Here is a 16,995-nt window from a genome sequence, read left to right as displayed (position 1 = left end):
GTTCCCTTGGATCCTGTCTCACAACCGCCTCCCCTCCGCAATCACCCCTTGATCCGCACCATCTGCGGATCATAAAGCGGCTTCAGCGACACCTGGCATGGCACGCGCTGCTGCGCGACATCCAGCTCATAGCGGCCGGAAAGCACGAAATCCTCCGTCACCCCGCCGGGGTCACGGACATAGCCATAGCCGATGGCCTTGCCGATCGTGTAGCCATAGCCGCCGCTCGACAGCCAGCCGACGCGCTGGCCGTCGCGGTAGATCGTCTCTCGGCCGAGCAGCACGGTCTGCGGATCGTCGGGCACGAAGCAGGCAAGCATCTTCTTCACGCCTGATGCCAGTTGCCGCTCGATCGCCTCTCGGCCGCGGAATGCGACATCCTTCTTCGTCTTCACAGCCCAGGCAAGCCCTGCCTCGATCGGCGTATGATCCGGCCCGATATCGGAACCCCAGGCACGATAGCCCTTTTCCAGCCGGCAGCTTTCGATGGCGCGATAGCCGGCATTGATGAGGCCATGCTCGCGGCCGGCCGCCATCAGCACGTCATAGACAGTGCCGGCATATTCCACCGGCACATGCAGCTCATAGCCGAGTTCGCCGACATAGGTGATGCGCAGCGCCCGCACCGGGCAGCCGGCAATACCGATCGTCTTCACCCTGCCAAAGGGGAAAGTGGCGTTCGAAACATCATCCGATGTGACAGTCTGCAATATCTCGCGCGATTTCGGCCCCATCAGCGACAACACGGAATAGGCGGAGGTCACATCCACCAGTTCGGCATGCAGGTCGGCTGGAATATTTCGGGCAATCCAGTCGAAATCATGCGTGGCGAAGCCGGTGCCCGTCGTGATGTAGAACTCGTTCTCGGCAATACGGCCAATTGTGACATCGCACTCGATGCCGCCCCGATCGTTCAGCATCTGCGTATAGGTCAGCGCGCCCGCAGGCTTGGCGACGTCGTTGGAGGCGATCCACGAGATCGCCGCCTCCGCATCCCGGCCTTTCAACACGAACTTGGCAAAAGACGTCTGGTCGAAGATGACGGCGGCCTCGCGAACCGCCTTATGCTCACGACCGACGGCATCGAACCAGTTCTGACGGCCATAAGTGTAGACGTCCTTCGGCTCCTCGCCCGTAAAGAGATCGGCAAACCAGTTCGGCCGCTCCCAGCCGAGCTTTTCGCCGAAACAGGCGCCCTGCGCCTTCAGGCGATCATAGAGCGGCGACTTGCGGCAGGGTCGGCCGCTGGAATGCTCCTCGAAAGGCCAGGCCATGGTGTAGTGCTTGCCATAGGCTTCCAGCGTGCGCGTGCGTACCCAGTCTGTGTCGAAATGCGGACGGCCGAAGCGGCGGATATCGACCGGCCAGAGATCGTAGGGCGGCTCGCCCTTTACCACCCATTCGGCGAGCGCCATGCCCGCGCCGCCGGCAGAGGCGATGCCGAAGGCGTTGAAGCCGGCGCCGACGAAGAAGTTCTTCAGTTCCGGCGCCTCGCCGAGGATGAAGTTGCCATCGGGCGTAAAGCTCTCGGGGCCGCAGAGCAGTTGCTTGACGCCGGCCGTCTGCAGGGCCGGCACGCGCACCAGCGCCTGCTCCATGATCTGCTCGAAATGATCGAAATTGCTGTCGAGCAGCGTGTAGTGGAAATCTTTGGGAATACCATCAAGCGCCCAGGGGATCGGGTTGGGCTCATAGCCACCCATGACCAGCCCGCCGACCTCTTCCTTGTAGTAGGTCAGCCTGTCCGGGTCGCGCAGCGTCGGCAGGTTGGAGGGCACGCCGAAGGACTCGGTGATCAGATATTGATGCTCGACGGAGACGAGCGGCACATTGACGCCGAAGCGACCGGCAAACGTCCGCGTCCACTGTCCGGCGCAAACGACGACGCGCTCGCATTCGATCCGCCCCTTGTCAGTAATGACGGCGCGGATCCGGCCCTTGTCGATCTCGAGATCCAGAACCTCCGTATCCTCGAAGATCGAGACGCCGCTCATGCGGGCGCCTTTCGCCAGCGCCTGGGTGATATCGGAAGGATTGGCCTGACCGTCGGTCGGCAGGAAGGCGGCGCCGACGAGATCGTCGATATCCATCAACGGCCAGAGATCGAAAGCCTCCTTGGGCGTCAGCAGATGCATCTGCAGGCCGAAGGATTGCGCCGTCGTCGCCTGCCGCTTGACCTCGGTCCAGCGCTCCTCGTTGCAGGCGAGACGCAACCCGCCATTCATCTTCCAGCCGGTGGCAAGCCCGGTCTCGGCCTCAAGCTTCTTGTAGAGATCGACGGAGTAGCCAAGCATCTGGGTGATATTGGCGCTGGTGCGCAACTGGCCGACAAGGCCGGCGGCGTGGAACGTGGTGCCCGAGGTCAGCTTCTTGCGCTCCAGCAGCACGGTATCGGTGAAGCCAAGCTTGCCGAGATGATAGGCCGTCGAGCAGCCGATGATGCCGCCGCCGATGACGACGGTCTTTGCAGTGTTCGGCAGTTCCTTCATTGCGTCACCTCAAGAATTCCGAAAACTCTGCCAGGCGCTCTCGAACCGCCGCAGATTTTCGTTTGTGTAGGAAGAATAATCGAAATCGATATCGGAATGGATTTCCGAAACCATGCTCCACATCGTCTCGCGCAGGAGCGAAGCGCATTTCATCGCCTGGTAGCGCCGACGCAGATCGTCATTTATCGGCGCTTCGAAATAGGTTTCCAGCATGGCGCTCTCCTGCGCTTCGGAGAATTCGTTGTTGGAGGCTAGGCCGCCAAGATCGAAGAGCGGCGTGTTGAAGCCGGCATAGTCCCAGTCGATCAGCCAAAGCCGCTTGCCATCATCGAGAAAATTCGCGGCCAGCAGGTCGTTATGGCCGAAGGCGATGTCGAAAGGGCCGGCCGCCTGTTCGAGCCGTTGCGCTATATCGAGAAAGGACGGCAGCAACGGCTTGTGCCGGCTACCGCCGGCATCGAGTGCGGCCGCATAATCCCTGACCACATGAAAGACCCAGAAGATCGCGGGCGGCCCGCGAAAATGCCCGGCGACATCGCGATGGCAGGAACGGACGAGGCGCACGACGCGCGCCAACATCGCGGGATCGCGGACACCGTCGGCAGAGAGCGGCTTTGCATCGATATAATCCAGCACCAATATGCCGGGCTCATGGTGGATGACGGCCGGCGAAAGACCGGCCGCATGCGCTGCCCGGCTCGCAGCCACCTCGTGGACGCGGCTGATATGGTGAATGGGAATATCGGAGCCAAGCCGGACGACGAAGCGCCGGCCGCCGTCGCTGACCAGATAATTGCGATTGGTGATGCCGCCGACGAGCGGGGCGATATCGATCGGCCCGTGCCAAATGCCAAGAGACTGTATCTTGTCTTCAGCCGTTGCGATCATCCCCCCTCCGACGTTGCGACCGTGTATCCTCGATAATGGAAGGGTTCCTCACCAACGGAGGCTTGTCAAGCATCATCCCACAAAAGGAAACGAATATTTGGCTTTTTGTTGGTTTGACGAAAAGGAACGCCATCGCATGAGCTATGGATATCGCAACAGAGCGCTTCACCGTAAGTGAGATTTGACTTAAAAACTCACACGCGAGGCAAATGGATCGAGCTTGCATCTTTACGCCACTTTCCGGCGTCGCATGACTGCCCGATCAGCAAGCCGCTCGCACATTTTGGGATCATACCCCTAATAGGATCAGGACCATGCCGGGCACCTCCCAACCGCCGCTTCATTCCAATCATCGCGAACGGGAGATACTGGAGGAGCTGCGGCTGGCCGGCGGCGCCAGCCGCATTCAATTCCTCGCCGAACGGCTCGGCGTCTCGGAAGAAACCATTCGCCGCAACATCCGCAGTCTGGAGGCCAATGGCCTCGTGACCAAGGTGCATGGCGGCGTCCATATCAAGGACGCCATGATCGAGCCGCCGCTGCACCTGCGGATGAACGAGAATGCCGAAGCAAAGCGGATGATAGCCGCGTCCGTCGCGGCGATGATCAAGGACGGCGACACCCTCTTCCTTGATGTCGGCTCCACCACGGCTTTCATCGCCGTTGCGCTGCAAAAGCACCAGAACCTCTTCGTCGTCACCAACGCCGTGTCTGTGGCCCATGCGCTCGCCACCCGCAATGGCAACCGCGTCTTCTTCGCCGGCGGCGAGCTGCGTGGTCACGATGGCGGCACTTTCGGCATGGAAGCGGCCAATTTCCTGCGGCGCTTCAATGTGCGTCATGCCGTGCTGTCCGTCGGCGCCGTCAATGCCACGTCCGGCTTCATGCTGCACGATCTCGAGGAAGCGGAATACTCTCGAGAAGCCGCAAGCCGCGCCGAAAACCGCATCATCGTTGCCGACAGCGCCAAGTTCGGCCGCACCGCGCCGGTCGTTCTCAACGAACCGGCAACCTATGACGTGCTGGTCACCGACGACATGCCGCCGCCGGACATCCGGGCCATGCTGGAGCGCAACGAGATCGAACTCGTGATCGCCAACCGGCAGCGGATGGAGCGGCGGTAAGCGGCTAACCCTTGCACATGGCTTCCAGCGTCAGCGCCGCCTTGCTGGCGTGGCGCTCCTTATGACGCAGCAATCGGAAGCTGCGGACGGGCATATCGAAGCGGGCCTGAACAAGCAGACCCTGCCCGAGATAGGCCCTGGCCGCCGCGCTGGAAATAGCGGCCGCGCTTTGTCCCGCGCAGGCGGCTGATAGCACGGCCTCGTTCGAGGGCAGGACGAGCGCCACCCTGAGATCGCCCGGCGAAGCGCCAAGCTTGGCAACCGCATTTTCGAATTCCGATCGGGTGCCGGAACCCTCTTCGCGCATTACCCAGGATGTGTCGCTGGCAAGATCGGCCGCGGCCAGCTGCCGCCCATCCGCCCAGGGATGGTGTGGCGGCACGACAATGACCAGCGCATCCTGCGCAACGATCGTCATCGACAGGGCCGGCGCATCCACCTCACCTTCGATGAAACCGAGCTCGGCCGCGCCATTGATGACGGCTTCGGTGACGGTGCGCGTATTGCCGATCGTCAGGTCCAGTTCGATGCCGGGATAGTCACGATGAAACCGCATCAGCAACGGCGGCAGCCAGTAGCTGGCGATGGTCTGACTGGCATAGAGGCTGAGCTGACCGCGCTGCAGACCGCCCAGCTCGGACAGCATCAGTTCGGCCGAGCGCACGCGGGCCAGCGTCGCCTTGGCTTCGCCGAGGAAGGAGCGGCCCGTCTCCGTGAGCTCGATCCGCCTGCCGACGCGGTGAAACAGCTCCACGCCATAATAGGCTTCAAGGTTCTTGATCGCCGAACTGACAGCCGAGGGTGTCAGATGAATGGCTTCCGCGGCATGCGTCAGATGTTCCCGCTCGGCGACGGCGACGAAAATGGCAAGTTGCTCGAAGGTCATGGGAAATCATTCTAATTTATCGAACGAAACGTAGGATAATATTCGATGGATGTCCACATCGGGAGATGAGACTTTCCAGCCGTCACTCAATCGGAATAACGAACGGCAGTACGACATGTCCCATGCTCAGCGCGCAAACCAGATACTTCCCGGCCTTGCACTCACTTGCGTCGTTGCGCTTCTTGCCTATGCCGGCGAGCACATTGAGGAGGGCATTTTCGGTGGCAGGTGGATCGAAAGCCTGGTGCTTGCCATCGCGCTCGGCATCGTCGTCTGCACCATCAAACCGCTGAAGCCGGCCATGCGGCCAGGTATCGATTTCAGCGCCAAGATCCTGCTGGAAATCGCCATCGTCCTTCTCGGCGCATCCATCAGCCTTTCGGCGATCCGGGGCGCGGGCGTCTGGCTGATTGCCGGCATCGCCATCGTCGTCGTCCTTTCGATCGCGGCCACCTATCTCATCGGGCGGCTGCTCGGCCTGCCGCCGAAGCTGGCGACGCTGATCGCCTGCGGCAACTCGATATGCGGCAATTCGGCCATCGTCGCCGTTGCCCCCGTGATCGAGGCGAACTCGCAGGAAATCGCGGCAGCCCTGGCATTCACCGCCGTACTCGGCATTGCGGCTGTATTCCTCTTGCCGCTTCTCTATTTTCATCTTGGCATGAGCGTACCGCAATATGGCACATTGGCCGGGCTCACCGTCTACGCCGTACCCCAGGTGCTCGCCGCCACGGCCCCGGTCGGCCTTCTCGCCGTTCAGACCGGCACACTCGTCAAGCTCGTGCGTGTCCTGATGCTGGGACCGGTCATCTTCCTGCTCGGCATCCTCACCAAGGTCGAAACGACAGACACGAAAGGACGCAGCGGCCATCATCACTCGCTGGTTCCGTGGTTCATCTGCGGTTTCCTTGGGCTGATGGCACTGCGCTCCTTCGGCCTCATTCCGGACGCGCTGATCGCCCCGATGGAATCGGTTTCAGGCATCCTGACTGTCATCGCGATGGCGGCACTCGGGCTGTCGGTGAATATCCGCTCGGTTGCCCATGCCGGCGGCCGCGTGATCGTAGCGGCCACATTGTCGCTGCTAATGCTGGGCGCCATCAGCTACGCTCTGATCGTCGCCTTGCAGATCCAGTAGTCCGCCCACCGCCACCAGCCGAGGATCGGTTCTTGCCCGATGTGCGGGCCGATTTCAGCAAAGCGGCGGTATCGCTCTCCGAAGAAGGATAGCCGATGGCGTAACCCTGAAGTTCATCGCAGCCGACCTCTGCCAGAATGCACGCATGCTCTTCGGTCTCGACACCCTCGGCGATAACCTCGACATTCAATGTCCGGGCGATTTCGACGATCGAGCCGACGAGGCGGCGCTGCTCGTCTGACACGGTTATCGCCGTCACCAGCTGCCGGTCGATCTTCAGCCGCTTCGGCTTCAGCTTGACCAGACCGATCAGCGAAGCATGACCCGATCCGAAATCGTCGATTTCAATATCGATCCCCATCTCCTTGATCGCATCGATATTGGCCAGCACCCTGTCATCGGGATCGTCGAGGAAAATGGTTTCCACCAGTTCGAAGGCGATGGCCTGGCGCGGTATCTCGAGCGCCTGCAACCCCTCGATCAAATTGGGGTCGGCAAGCCGGCGTCCGGAAATGTTGACGGCAATGCGCGGCGGCGTGATACCTTGCGAAACCCAGGCGGCGCGATCGGCAAGCGCGCGCTTCAACACAGCGGCATCGATCTCGGCCGTCAGCCCATATTCGTCTGCAACCTTGAGGAACGCTGCCGGGTTCAACAGTCCCTTTTCCGGATGCCGCCAGCGTGCCAGCGCCTCCAGCCCGACGATGTGGCGGCTGCGCGCATCCACCTGGATCTGATAGAAAGGCTCGATCTGACGCAGCACAGGCGCCAACCGCAACTCGTCGGCCAACTGACGTTCCGTGTGCAGATCGGACTGGAGCTGCGGCGTGAAGAATTCGACCCGATTGCGCCCGAGCTTCTTGGCCTGGAAAAGCGCCACGTCGGATTCCGCCAGCAGATTGCCCGCGCGGTCAGCCCGGCTTGAGGCCACGCCAACGGATGCGCCGATCCGCAGCATTTCATTGCCGAAGCGCACTTCGCGCCGCAATCGCGAGAGAATATCGTCCGCAATGGCTTCCAGCTTTTCGGCACTGCCGACATTGGCCAAAACAGCGACGAATTCGTCGCCGCCGACACGGGCCACAATGTCGTTGGCGGTGATCGCGCCGGAGATACGCGCGGCCGCGCTCTGCAGGGTCGCATCCCCGGCCGCATGGCCCCATTTGTCGTTGATCTCCTTGAAGCCGTCGAGATCGATATGGAGCACGGCCAATGTCTGCCCGGCATTATCCTTGCGCAATTCGGCCAGCCGCCGGTCGAAATAGCGTCGATTGGGAAGGCCGGTCAGATAATCGTGATCGGCGGCATGCTCGATACGCGCGCGGCTTTGCTCGAGCGCCACCGCGCGCGCTTCGGCGATGGCCTTCTGGCTGCTGAGCTCGCGATTGAGCAGGACGTCGGCGGTGACATCCCATTCCGCACCGATGAAGGACGGCGCACCATCGGGACCTTCATAGAAATGAGCGCGTGAGCGCAGATGCCGCACCTCTCCGCCCGGCAGGACGACGCGAAACTGCGAGTTATAGAAACCCCTTTCGCCAAGGGCGGCCTGAAAGTCGCTAAGCGCCTCCTCAACGTCTTCGGGGTGCAGGGCTTTCAGCCAGACATCGGACGATACCTTGCGATCCTGGCGACCGGTCCCGTAGAGCTTGTGCATCTGGGGATCCCAGAGCAGTTCCTCATCCTTGATATTGTGCTGCCAGACACCGATTTGAGACGCCTCCAGCGCAAGCTCCAGCCTTCTCAAAAGGTCCTGGAACTCTTCCTCTGTTCGCCCTGACGCCGCCTCTGCCAACCGGCTTCACCCCCTTGGGACACATTGAGAGATTACGCACATGCAACTGATATATTTGCACTACTCCCTTACACGAACTTTAATGCCCGCGCGCGTGTCGTGACCTAGTCTGCGATTTCCCTCGATATCCTTAGCTAATGATTGTGCCGCGGCGGATTGGCCGCGATGTTGCGGAAATCGGCCGCGCCCTCGAGCACGGCACCATCGGACAGCTGCGTCACGGAGCGGCGATAGATGCGCTGCCATGGCGTTGCGTCGGGCGGGACGGCCGGGATGCCATCGCCCTTTCGACGCTCGATTTCCGTTTCGTCCACCAGCATGTCGCAGCGCCCGTGATTGAAATCGATACGAATGATATCGCCGGTCCGCAACCAGGCAAGCCCTCCACCCGCCGCACTCTCCGGCGAAGCGTTGAGGATCGAGGGGCTGTCGGCCGTGCCCGACTGACGCCCGTCGCCAATTGTGGGCAGGCTGCGGATGCCGCGCTTCAGAAGCGCGTCCGGCGGCTGCATGTTGACCACTTCGGCCGATCCCGGCCAGCCGATCGGCCCGGCACCACGGATGACGAGGATGGTTCTCTCGTCGATGCCGAGATCGGCGTCGTTGATGCGCCTGTGATAGTCCTCGGATCCGTCGAAGACCACCGCCTTGCCCTCGAACACGCCTTCTTGGCCCGGCTCCTGCAGATAACGAAGGCGGAAGTCTTCCGATATGACGCTCATCTTCATGATGGCGAAATCGAAGAGATTGCCCTTCAGCACGAGGAAGCCGGCCCGCTCTTTCAACGGCGCCGCGAAGGGGCGGATAACCTCTCGATCCGTCGCTTCGCGCCCCTTCAGATTCTCTGTCATCGTCCTGCCGGTCACCGTCGGACAGTCGCCATCGAGCTTGCCGGCCTGCAGCAGCTCCCACATCACGGCGGGTACGCCGCCGGCACGGTGGAAGCGTTCGCCGAGATAGGCACCCGCAGGCTGCACATTGGCCAGAAGCGGAATGTCGAAACCATGCACCTGCCAGTCGTCGGGATAGAGCTCGACGCCGGCATGCTTGGCCATCGCGGCCAAATGCGGCTGCGCATTGGTCGATCCGCCGATGGCGGAATTGACCCGGATGGCATTCAGGAAGGCCTGCCGCGTCAGCACGTCGGACGGCTTGATGTCCTCGAGTACCAGTTCGACGGCGCGCCGCCCGGTGCGGTAGGCCATCTGACCGCGCTCGCGATAGGCGCCGGGAATGGCCGCGCAGCCGGTAAGCGACATGCCGAGCGCCTCGGCCATCGCATTCATGGTCGAGGCCGTTCCCATCGTATTGCAGTGACCCACCGAAGGAGCAGAGGCGAGTGACGCCTCCATGAATTCCTCTTCGTCGATCTCTCCGGCCGCCAGCTTGCGGCGCGAACGCCAGATCACCGTGCCGGACCCCGCAAGCTCGCCATCGTGCCAGCCATCCAGCATCGGCCCGCCTGACAGCACGATCGCCGGAATATTCACGGTGGAGGCCGCCATCAGCGCCGACGGCGTGGTCTTGTCGCAGCCGGTCGTCAGCACAACCCCGTCGAGCGGATAGCCGTAGAGCACCTCGACGAGGCCGAGATAGGCGAGATTGCGGTCGAGCGCGGCCGTTGGGCGCTTGCAGTTCTCGAAGATCGGATGGGTCGGAAATTCGATCGGAATGCCGCCCGCGTCGCGAATGCCGTCGCGCACGCGCTTGGCAAGATCGAGATGATGGCGGTTGCAGGGAGTGAGATCGCTGCCGCTCTGGGCGATGCCGATGATCGGCTTGCCCGAACGCAGCTCTTCCGGCGTGATGCCGTAATTCATGAAGCGCTCCAGATAGAGCGCGGTCATATCGATGTGATCCGGATTGTCGAACCAATCCTGGGAACGCAGGCGACGCCTGGATGCACCCTTATCGCTCATCTTTTCCTCAAGCCTTTCCTCGGGCATTCTTGTCTTCCAAATGCTGCAGCAAACCGCTGTGATCCTGTTCGCCGCCGCCATTTTCAACGAATTCGGCAAATTCGGTCCTGACGATTTCAGTCAGCGGCAGGTGAAGCGACAGGCTTTGCGCGGCAGCAAGAACCGTATCGAGATCCTTCAGCTGATTGCGGGCCGTTCCGCCCGGCTCGAAATTACGCTCGATCATGCGCTGACCGTGCAGGTCCAGGATTCTGCTTTCAGCAAAACCACCGCGAATGGCGGCACGGAACGCCTCGCGCGATCCACCACCGGCTTCGACCAGCAACATCGCTTCCGCGACGGCACCGATGGTCACCGCGACGATCTGCTGATTGCCGAGCTTGGCAAGCTGGCCGGTGCCGCTTGGCCCGACGCGAGTCACGCGACCGAGCGGTGCCATCACATCGCGAACGCTGTCTATGATATCGGCATCGCCACCGGCCATGATGGCCAAAGTTCCGGCCATAGCGCCTGCCACACCGCCGGAGACCGGCGCATCGATATGCCGAATGCCGCGTTCGGCAAGCTTGAATGCGTGTTCACGCGCGACCGCCGGCGATATCGAGCTGTTGTCGATGACAACGGCACCTGGCTCCAGCGCGTCGGCCACCCCGCTGCCGAACAGGACTTCGCTGACGGCGCCGCCATTGGTCAGCATGGTAAAGAGCACCGATGCACCCCGCGCCGCCTCGGCGGCAGTGGCGGCGAGGGTGGCGCCATCATCCGCCAAGGGATCGGCCTTGCTACGGTCGCGATTCCAGACGGTGACCGGAAAGCCGGCGGCCAGCAGCCGCCGCGCCATCGGCGCTCCCATCAGACCCGTTCCGAGAAAAGCGATCTTTCTGCCGCTCATGGCAAGCGCCCTCCGACATAAATTTGTGCCGGCCCCGCCATCGCGCGGCCACCGATTATGCCGATCGATTCGGCAAGGACGTCATGCACGCAATCCTCCTCGAGCCTCGAGCGTCAAGAGCAACTCCTCTTGCCCGACGCACGTCAATCAACTCATCCAAGAGCTTGATAAACCTATGGTGCCCGCATGCAAAAGAAATCGGCGCGCATACGGCAAATTCTTCAAAAAATCAGATGATCGAAGCGGCAGGAGTGAAAAAGTGGCCGCACAAAAACAAAAAGGGCGGGACCTTGCGGTCCCGCCCGTGAACGTATCCGGCACCGGAGTACCACTCTATTCGGCGGCGATCGGAAGCACCTCGGCCGAATGGTCGTTGTCGTTGTGATGGTGCTGCTTCAGCGGACGGTTGCCCGTCAGATTGCGGATCAGCACGTAGAATACCGGCGTCATGAAGATGCCGAAGAAGGTCACGCCGATCATGCCGGCGAACACCGCCACGCCCATGGCCGCACGCATCTCGGCACCGGCACCGGTGGAGGTAACGAGCGGGACGACGCCCATGATAAAGGCCATGGAGGTCATCAGGATCGGGCGCAGACGCAGGCGGCTGGCCTCGATAGCGGCCTGTACCGGCTTGCGGCCTTCCAACTCCAGCTCGCGGGCGAATTCCACGATCAGGATCGCATTCTTCGCCGAGAGGCCCACCAACACCATCAAGCCGATCTGCGTGAAGATGTTGTTGTCGCCACCCGTCAACCAGACGCCCGTCAAGGCAGCCAGCACGCCCATCGGCACGATCATGACGATCGCAAGCGGCAGCGTGACGCTCTCATACTGGGCAGCCAGCACGAGGTAAACGAGCAGCAGGGCCAAAGGGAAGATGATGATACCCGAGCTGCCGGCCAGGATCTGCTGGTAGGTCAGATCCGTCCATTCGAAACTGATGCCCTTGGGCAAGGTTTCGTTGGCGATACGCTCCACGGCCGCCTGTGCCTGACCGGACGAGAAGCCCGGAGCCGGACCGCCGTTGATATCGGCGGCGAGGAAGCCGTTGTAACGCGTCGTCCGCTCGGGACCGGTGCTGGCCTCGACCTTCAAGAGCGCCGACAGCGGGATCATCTGACCCGATGCCGAACGGACTTTCAACTGGCCGATGTCGCTTGCATGAGCACGGAACTGGGCGTCTGCCTGCACACGCACACTGTAGGTACGACCAAAGGCGTTGAAGTCGTTGACATAGAGCGAACCCAGGTAGATCTGCAGCGTATCGAAGACATCCGTCACCGAGACGCCGAGCTGCTCGGCCTTGGCGCGATCAAGGTCCGCATAAAGCTGCGGCACGTTGATCTGGTAGCTCGAGAACAGGCCGGTAAGCTCCGGCGCCTGATAGGCTTTGGCGAGGAATGCCTTGTTGGCCTGGTCAAGCGCCAGGTAGCCGAGGCCGGCGCGATCCTCGATCTGCATCTTGAAGCCGCCCGTCGTGCCGAGACCCTGAACGGGCGGCGGCGGGAACATGGCGATAAAGGCGTCCTGGATGCCGGCGAACTTCTGGTTCAACTGCATGGCGATGGCACCGCCCGACAGATTCGGCGTCGTGCGCTCCTCGAACGCCTTCAGGGTCACGAAGACGATGCCGGCGTTGGACGAGTTGGTGAAGCCGTTGATCGACAGGCCCGGGAAGGCGATGGCATGCTCGACGCCCGGCTGCTGCATGGCTATGTCGCTCATGCGGTGGATGACGTCATCCGTCCGGTCGAGGGTCGCGCCATCAGGCAATTGCGCGAAGCCGATCAGATACTGCTTGTCCTGCTGCGGCACGAAGCCGCCCGGAACGGTCTGGAACAGGAAGTAGGTTGCGCCGATCAGAGCGATATAGATGACCATGACCAGGCTCTTCAGCGACAGGATGCCGCCGACGCCCTTGCCGTAGGCATTCGAACCACGGTTGAACACCCTGTTGAAGCCGCGGAAGAACCAGCCGAATGTCACGTCCATCACCCGCGTCAGCATGTCCTTCGGCGCGTGGTGGTCCTTCAGGAGAAGAGCCGCCAGAGCCGGAGACAAGGTCAGCGAGTTGAACGCAGAAATCACCGTCGAGATGGCGATCGTCAAGGCGAACTGACGATAGAACTGGCCCGACAGACCGGAGATGAACGCAAGCGGTACGAAGACGGCGACCAGCACGAGAGCGATCGCGATGATCGGACCCGAGACTTCCTTCATGGCGCGATAGGTTGCGTCACGCGGACTGAGGCCGTTCTCGATATTGCGCTCGACGTTCTCCACGACCACGATGGCGTCGTCCACGACGATACCGATCGCCAGCACCAGGCCGAAGAGGCTGAGCGCGTTGATCGAGAAGCCGAAGACATACATCACCGCAAAAGTACCGATGATCGAGACAGGAACGGCGATCAGCGGAATGATCGAGGCACGCCAGGTCTGCAGGAACAGAATGACGACGACGACGACCAGCGCGATGGCTTCGAGCAGGGTATGGACGACCTTGTCGATCGAGGCACGCACGAACTGAGTGGTATCGTAGACGATCTCATACTTGACGCCATCGGGCATCGCCGTCTGCAGCTCGTTCATGGTCTTGATGACATTGTCCGAGATGGTAATCGCGTTCGATCCCGGGGCCTGGAAGACGGGAACGGCGACCGCCGGCTTGCCGTCGAGCAGCGAGCGCAGCGAATAGTCCGACGCGCCGAGTTCGACGCGGGCGACATCGCGCAGACGCGTGATCTGACCGTTTGCGCCGCTCTTGACGATGATGTTGCCGAACTCTTCCGGCGTCGTCAGACGGCCCTGGGCGTTGACGGAAAGCTGGACGTCGAGACCGGGAACGCTGGGGGACGCGCCGATGATACCGGCGGCAGCCTGGACGTTCTGTTGACGGACGGCGTTGGCGATATCGCTGGCGGCAAGACCGCGCTCGGCGGCCTTCTGCGGATCGACCCAGACGCGCATCGAGTAATCGCCCGAACCGAACACCTGAACCTGGCCGACGCCCTCGATGCGGGCCAGGCGATCCTTGATGTTCAGCGTCGCATAGTTGCGCAGATAAGTGATGTCGTAGCGATTGTCAGGCGAGATGAGGTTGACCACCATCATCAGGTCAGGCGAGCTCTTCACCGTGGTGATGCCGAGGTCGCGGACGTTCTGCGGCAATCGCGGTTCTGCCTGCGAGACACGGTTCTGCACCAGCTGCTGCGCCTTGTCCGGATCAGTGCCGAGCTTGAAGGTGACCGTCAACGTCAACAGACCATCCGAGGTCGCCTGGCTGTTCATGTAGAGCATGCCGTCGACGCCGTTGATCTGCTCTTCCAGCGGCGTCGCCACTGTTTCGGCAATGACTTTCGGATTGGCGCCCGGATACTGCGCCGTGACGACGATCGAGGGCGGCACGACCTCCGGATATTCGGAGATCGGCAGCAGCCGCATGCCGATCAGGCCGGCGACCAGGATGAGGACCGATAGCACCCCGGCAAACACCGGACGGTCGACGAAAAATCTTGAGATGTTCATGGCAGAACCCTCTCCAGGGGGTGAATCAAGAGGACACGAGGCCCGTGCCCGCGGCCCACCGAGGCGCCACGAGCATTGAAAATCGAAACATTGGAATAGCGGCCGGAAGATTTCGCCTTCCGGCCGCGCAGATTACTTCGCGGCGACCTTCTCTTCCGGCTTCGGATCGACCACGGCACCGGGGCGAACCCGCTGCAGGCCGTTGATAATGACCCGGTCGCCGGCATTCAGGCCGGAATTGACGATGCGCATGCCATCGGAGGTATCGCCGAGACTGATCGGCCGATACTCAACCTTGTTATCGGCCCCAACAACGAAGACGAACTTCTTGTCCTGGTCCGTGCCGATCGCGCGCTCGCTGATGAGGAGCTTGCTCTCGGCCTTTGGCTGGCCCATGCGCACCCGCACGAACTGGCCCGGGATAAGACGGCCGCCCGGATTGTCGAAGACGGCGCGAACGGCGATGGTGCCGCTTGCAGTATCGACTTCATTGTCGATCAGCTGCAGCTTGCCGTTGACCGGCGTGCCGTTGTCGTTCGCTGTACCGATCTGCACGGGGATCTGCTCGACCGGGGGCGCCGCGCCATTGGTGACCGGAAGTTCGGCCAGCGCTTGGGTGACCGTCTGTTCGCTTGCATTGAAGCTCGCGTAGACCGGATCGACCGAAACAAGCGTCGTCAGCGCCGGCGAGGACGAACCGGCAGCAACCAGATTGCCGACGGTAACCGCAATCTTGCCGACGCGGCCGGAAATCGGAGCGCGAACCTGCGTGTAGTCGAGGTTCAATTGCGCCGTCTGCAAGGTTGCTTGCGCCGCCTTCACATTGGCATCCGCTTCGGCGTAATTGCTGGCGCGCGTATCCATGTCGCTCTGCGAGATCGTCTTGTTCTCGAAGAGCTTCTGACCACGGTCGACTTCGACCTTGGTCAGGTTAAGCCTGGCCTTTGCCGCTCCGACCTGGGCCTGAGCCTGGGCGACGGCCGCCTGGTAGGTTGCCGGATCGATCGTCACCAGCAGGTCGCCCTGCTTGACCAGGGCACCTTCGCGGAATTGCACCGACTGAATTGCGCCGGCCACACGCGGCCGGACTTCAACCCGGTCAATGGCTTCGAGCCGCCCCGAAAACTCCTGCCATGAGGTGATGTCACGCGGCTCTACCGCAGCAACGGTGACGGGGACGGGCGGCATTGCCGCCGGGCCAGCCGCCTCGGTTGCTTGAGCGCCGCGTGGCAGCTCAAGATAGAAAGCTGCGCCTGCAACAGCCGCAGCGACACCCATGCCGGCGCCCCACAGGGCCCAGCGCTTACCGTTGGACTTCATGTTATTCTCTCCTTTGGCACCGCCTTGGGAAACGGGACCGAAAATTCCTAATATCTCAATACAGTCTGGGGTCCGAAGCACTGCGCATCCGCGCGAAGATCACTCCGGCTTTCTGCCTCCAACATCCCGTCCAATTCCGCGATTTCCCTCGCGATCGGGATGCTGTAGTCGATCAAGCCTGCACTTCTTCGACAAAGCCCTTGAAACAACAGCAAACATCTTGCTGCCACGAGGGCCTGTCCTTCGACTGCCCGCCGTAGAGGGTGGGCCAGCCTGTCCCGGCGGGAAGGACTTGCTGGCGAACACGGACGCCGGCCGCTTTCAGCCGGCTGCCGTATTCCATGCTCTCGTCGCGGAGCGGGTCGTCCTCGGCCGTGAGCACCAATGCCGGCGCGAGGCCCGAAAGCCGCGAACAGTATCGAGGCGCCGCATAGGGGTGGCAGACACCGCCCAGGAAACCCAGGTATCGGTTCCAACCCTCCGTCCAGCGCTCGCGCATGCCGCTTTCCTCCGCCTGGAGGAAAGATTTCGATCCCATGAAGGGGTCGAGCAAAGGCGATATCAACACCTGTCCATCCAATGAACCCGGCATCTGATCGCGTGCCTTTAAAGCGACACCTGCTGCTACATTGCCACCCGATTCCTCTCCGGCGACAAACAGCAGTGATTTTTTCGCTCCACCCAGCGCAAGCATGTTTCGCTTGTTGCCGAGATAGGCCAGAATCCCGTAGGCGCATTCGAGCACCTGCGGAAAAGCATTCTGATTGCCGCTGGTATAGTCCGCGGCAACCACGATCGCGCCGGCTTCCGCGAGGCTTACGGCCACCGGCCGGTCGACTGCGTGATTGGTGTCCAGAAAAGCGCCGCCGTGCAAATAGAGCACGAGAGGTGCCGCCTTCTTCAAACCTTCGCCGTTATAGATCCGAGCTGCCACCGGCCCCGTAGGCACGTTTTCCAGCACAACATCTTTCCACGGCGCACTCATCGACCCAAATCCTATCTGCTCGAGTGAA

General features: G+C 61.8%; 11 protein-coding genes. 2 read left to right on the top strand and 9 right to left on the bottom strand.

Translation table 11 applies throughout. The features are described from left to right. Positions 1 to 41 precede the first annotated feature (41 nt). Together FHT29_RS02615 and FHT29_RS02610 are read right to left on the bottom strand one after the other, a co-directional pair. Positions 42 to 2,489 (bottom strand): FAD-dependent oxidoreductase, encoded by a 2,448-nt coding sequence (locus FHT29_RS02615; protein ID WP_047562360.1) that lies wholly within the window; start codon positions 2,487 to 2,489, stop codon positions 42 to 44. 9 nt (positions 2,490 to 2,498) lie between these two features. Next, complete coding sequence (locus FHT29_RS02610) at positions 2,499 to 3,377, bottom strand: phosphotransferase (RefSeq protein WP_047562358.1); 879 nt, start codon at positions 3,375 to 3,377, stop codon at positions 2,499 to 2,501. 314 nt (positions 3,378 to 3,691) lie between these two features. Here FHT29_RS02610 and FHT29_RS02605 point away from each other — a divergent pair, with 314 nt between their 5' ends. Continuing rightward, complete coding sequence (locus FHT29_RS02605; protein ID WP_037195293.1) at positions 3,692 to 4,501, top strand: DeoR/GlpR family DNA-binding transcription regulator; 810 nt, start codon at positions 3,692 to 3,694, stop codon at positions 4,499 to 4,501. A gap of 4 nt (positions 4,502 to 4,505) precedes the next feature. Here the strand turns inward: FHT29_RS02605 and FHT29_RS02600 are convergent, their stop codons facing one another. Then, positions 4,506 to 5,387 (bottom strand): LysR substrate-binding domain-containing protein, encoded by an 882-nt coding sequence (locus FHT29_RS02600; protein WP_047562356.1) that lies wholly within the window; start codon positions 5,385 to 5,387, stop codon positions 4,506 to 4,508. Positions 5,388 to 5,502: 115 nt separating this feature from the next. On the opposite strand from FHT29_RS02600, the gene FHT29_RS02595 reads away from it, so the two are divergent. After that, a complete protein-coding gene (locus FHT29_RS02595) occupies positions 5,503 to 6,525 on the top strand; it encodes a YeiH family protein (RefSeq protein ID WP_047562347.1) in 1,023 nt (340 codons plus the stop codon). Here the strand turns inward: FHT29_RS02595 and FHT29_RS02590 are convergent. From FHT29_RS02590 to FHT29_RS02565, 6 genes are all read right to left on the bottom strand, one after another. Then, positions 6,488 to 8,320 (bottom strand): GGDEF domain-containing phosphodiesterase, encoded by a 1,833-nt coding sequence (locus tag FHT29_RS02590; protein ID WP_037195299.1) that lies wholly within the window; start codon positions 8,318 to 8,320, stop codon positions 6,488 to 6,490. The genes FHT29_RS02595 and FHT29_RS02590 overlap by 38 nt on opposite strands. A gap of 134 nt (positions 8,321 to 8,454) precedes the next feature. Beyond that, positions 8,455 to 10,239 (bottom strand): IlvD/Edd family dehydratase, encoded by a 1,785-nt coding sequence (locus FHT29_RS02585; RefSeq protein WP_047562916.1) that lies wholly within the window; start codon positions 10,237 to 10,239, stop codon positions 8,455 to 8,457. A 7-nt stretch (positions 10,240 to 10,246) separates the two neighbouring features. Next, positions 10,247 to 11,200, bottom strand: a complete 954-nt coding sequence (locus tag FHT29_RS02580) for an NAD(P)-dependent oxidoreductase (RefSeq protein WP_348644851.1) — start codon at positions 11,198 to 11,200, stop codon at positions 10,247 to 10,249. Between the two features lie 264 nt (positions 11,201 to 11,464). Next, entirely contained in the window at positions 11,465 to 14,662 is a 3,198-nt protein-coding gene (locus FHT29_RS02575) for an efflux RND transporter permease subunit (protein ID WP_037195302.1), read from the bottom strand. 132 nt (positions 14,663 to 14,794) lie between these two features. Next, positions 14,795 to 15,982 carry an efflux RND transporter periplasmic adaptor subunit gene (locus FHT29_RS02570; RefSeq protein WP_037195304.1) on the bottom strand — a complete coding sequence of 396 codons (1,188 nt, stop codon included), beginning with the start codon at positions 15,980 to 15,982 and terminating at the stop codon, positions 14,795 to 14,797. 172 nt (positions 15,983 to 16,154) lie between these two features. Then, complete coding sequence (locus FHT29_RS02565; RefSeq protein WP_047562342.1) at positions 16,155 to 16,967, bottom strand: alpha/beta hydrolase; 813 nt, start codon at positions 16,965 to 16,967, stop codon at positions 16,155 to 16,157. Between the last annotated feature and the right edge of the window lie 28 nt (positions 16,968 to 16,995).

Source organism: Rhizobium sp. SG741 (assembly GCF_012275435.1).
In the GTDB taxonomy this organism is placed as follows: Bacteria; Pseudomonadota; Alphaproteobacteria; order Rhizobiales; family Rhizobiaceae; genus Rhizobium; species Rhizobium lusitanum.
The sequence above is the reverse complement of the archived record's forward strand: the minus strand, read 5'-3'. Positions and strand labels throughout refer to the sequence as shown.

What these genes read in the sequence shown, in the direction of transcription:
- FHT29_RS02615 (WP_047562360.1), bottom strand. Translation starts at nt 2,489, where the DNA reads ATGAAGGAACTGCCGAACACTGCAAAGACCGTCGTCATCGGCGGCGGC.
- FHT29_RS02610 (WP_047562358.1), bottom strand. Translation starts at nt 3,377, where the DNA reads ATGATCGCAACGGCTGAAGACAAGATACAGTCTCTTGGCATTTGGCAC.
- FHT29_RS02605 (WP_037195293.1), top strand. Translation starts at nt 3,692, where the DNA reads ATGCCGGGCACCTCCCAACCGCCGCTTCATTCCAATCATCGCGAACGG.
- FHT29_RS02600 (WP_047562356.1), bottom strand. Translation starts at nt 5,387, where the DNA reads ATGACCTTCGAGCAACTTGCCATTTTCGTCGCCGTCGCCGAGCGGGAA.
- FHT29_RS02595 (WP_047562347.1), top strand. Translation starts at nt 5,503, where the DNA reads ATGTCCCATGCTCAGCGCGCAAACCAGATACTTCCCGGCCTTGCACTC.
- FHT29_RS02585 (WP_047562916.1), bottom strand. Translation starts at nt 10,239, where the DNA reads ATGAGCGATAAGGGTGCATCCAGGCGTCGCCTGCGTTCCCAGGATTGG.
- FHT29_RS02575 (WP_037195302.1), bottom strand. Translation starts at nt 14,662, where the DNA reads ATGAACATCTCAAGATTTTTCGTCGACCGTCCGGTGTTTGCCGGGGTG.
- FHT29_RS02570 (WP_037195304.1), bottom strand. Translation starts at nt 15,982, where the DNA reads ATGAAGTCCAACGGTAAGCGCTGGGCCCTGTGGGGCGCCGGCATGGGT.
- FHT29_RS02565 (WP_047562342.1), bottom strand. Translation starts at nt 16,967, where the DNA reads ATGAGTGCGCCGTGGAAAGATGTTGTGCTGGAAAACGTGCCTACGGGG.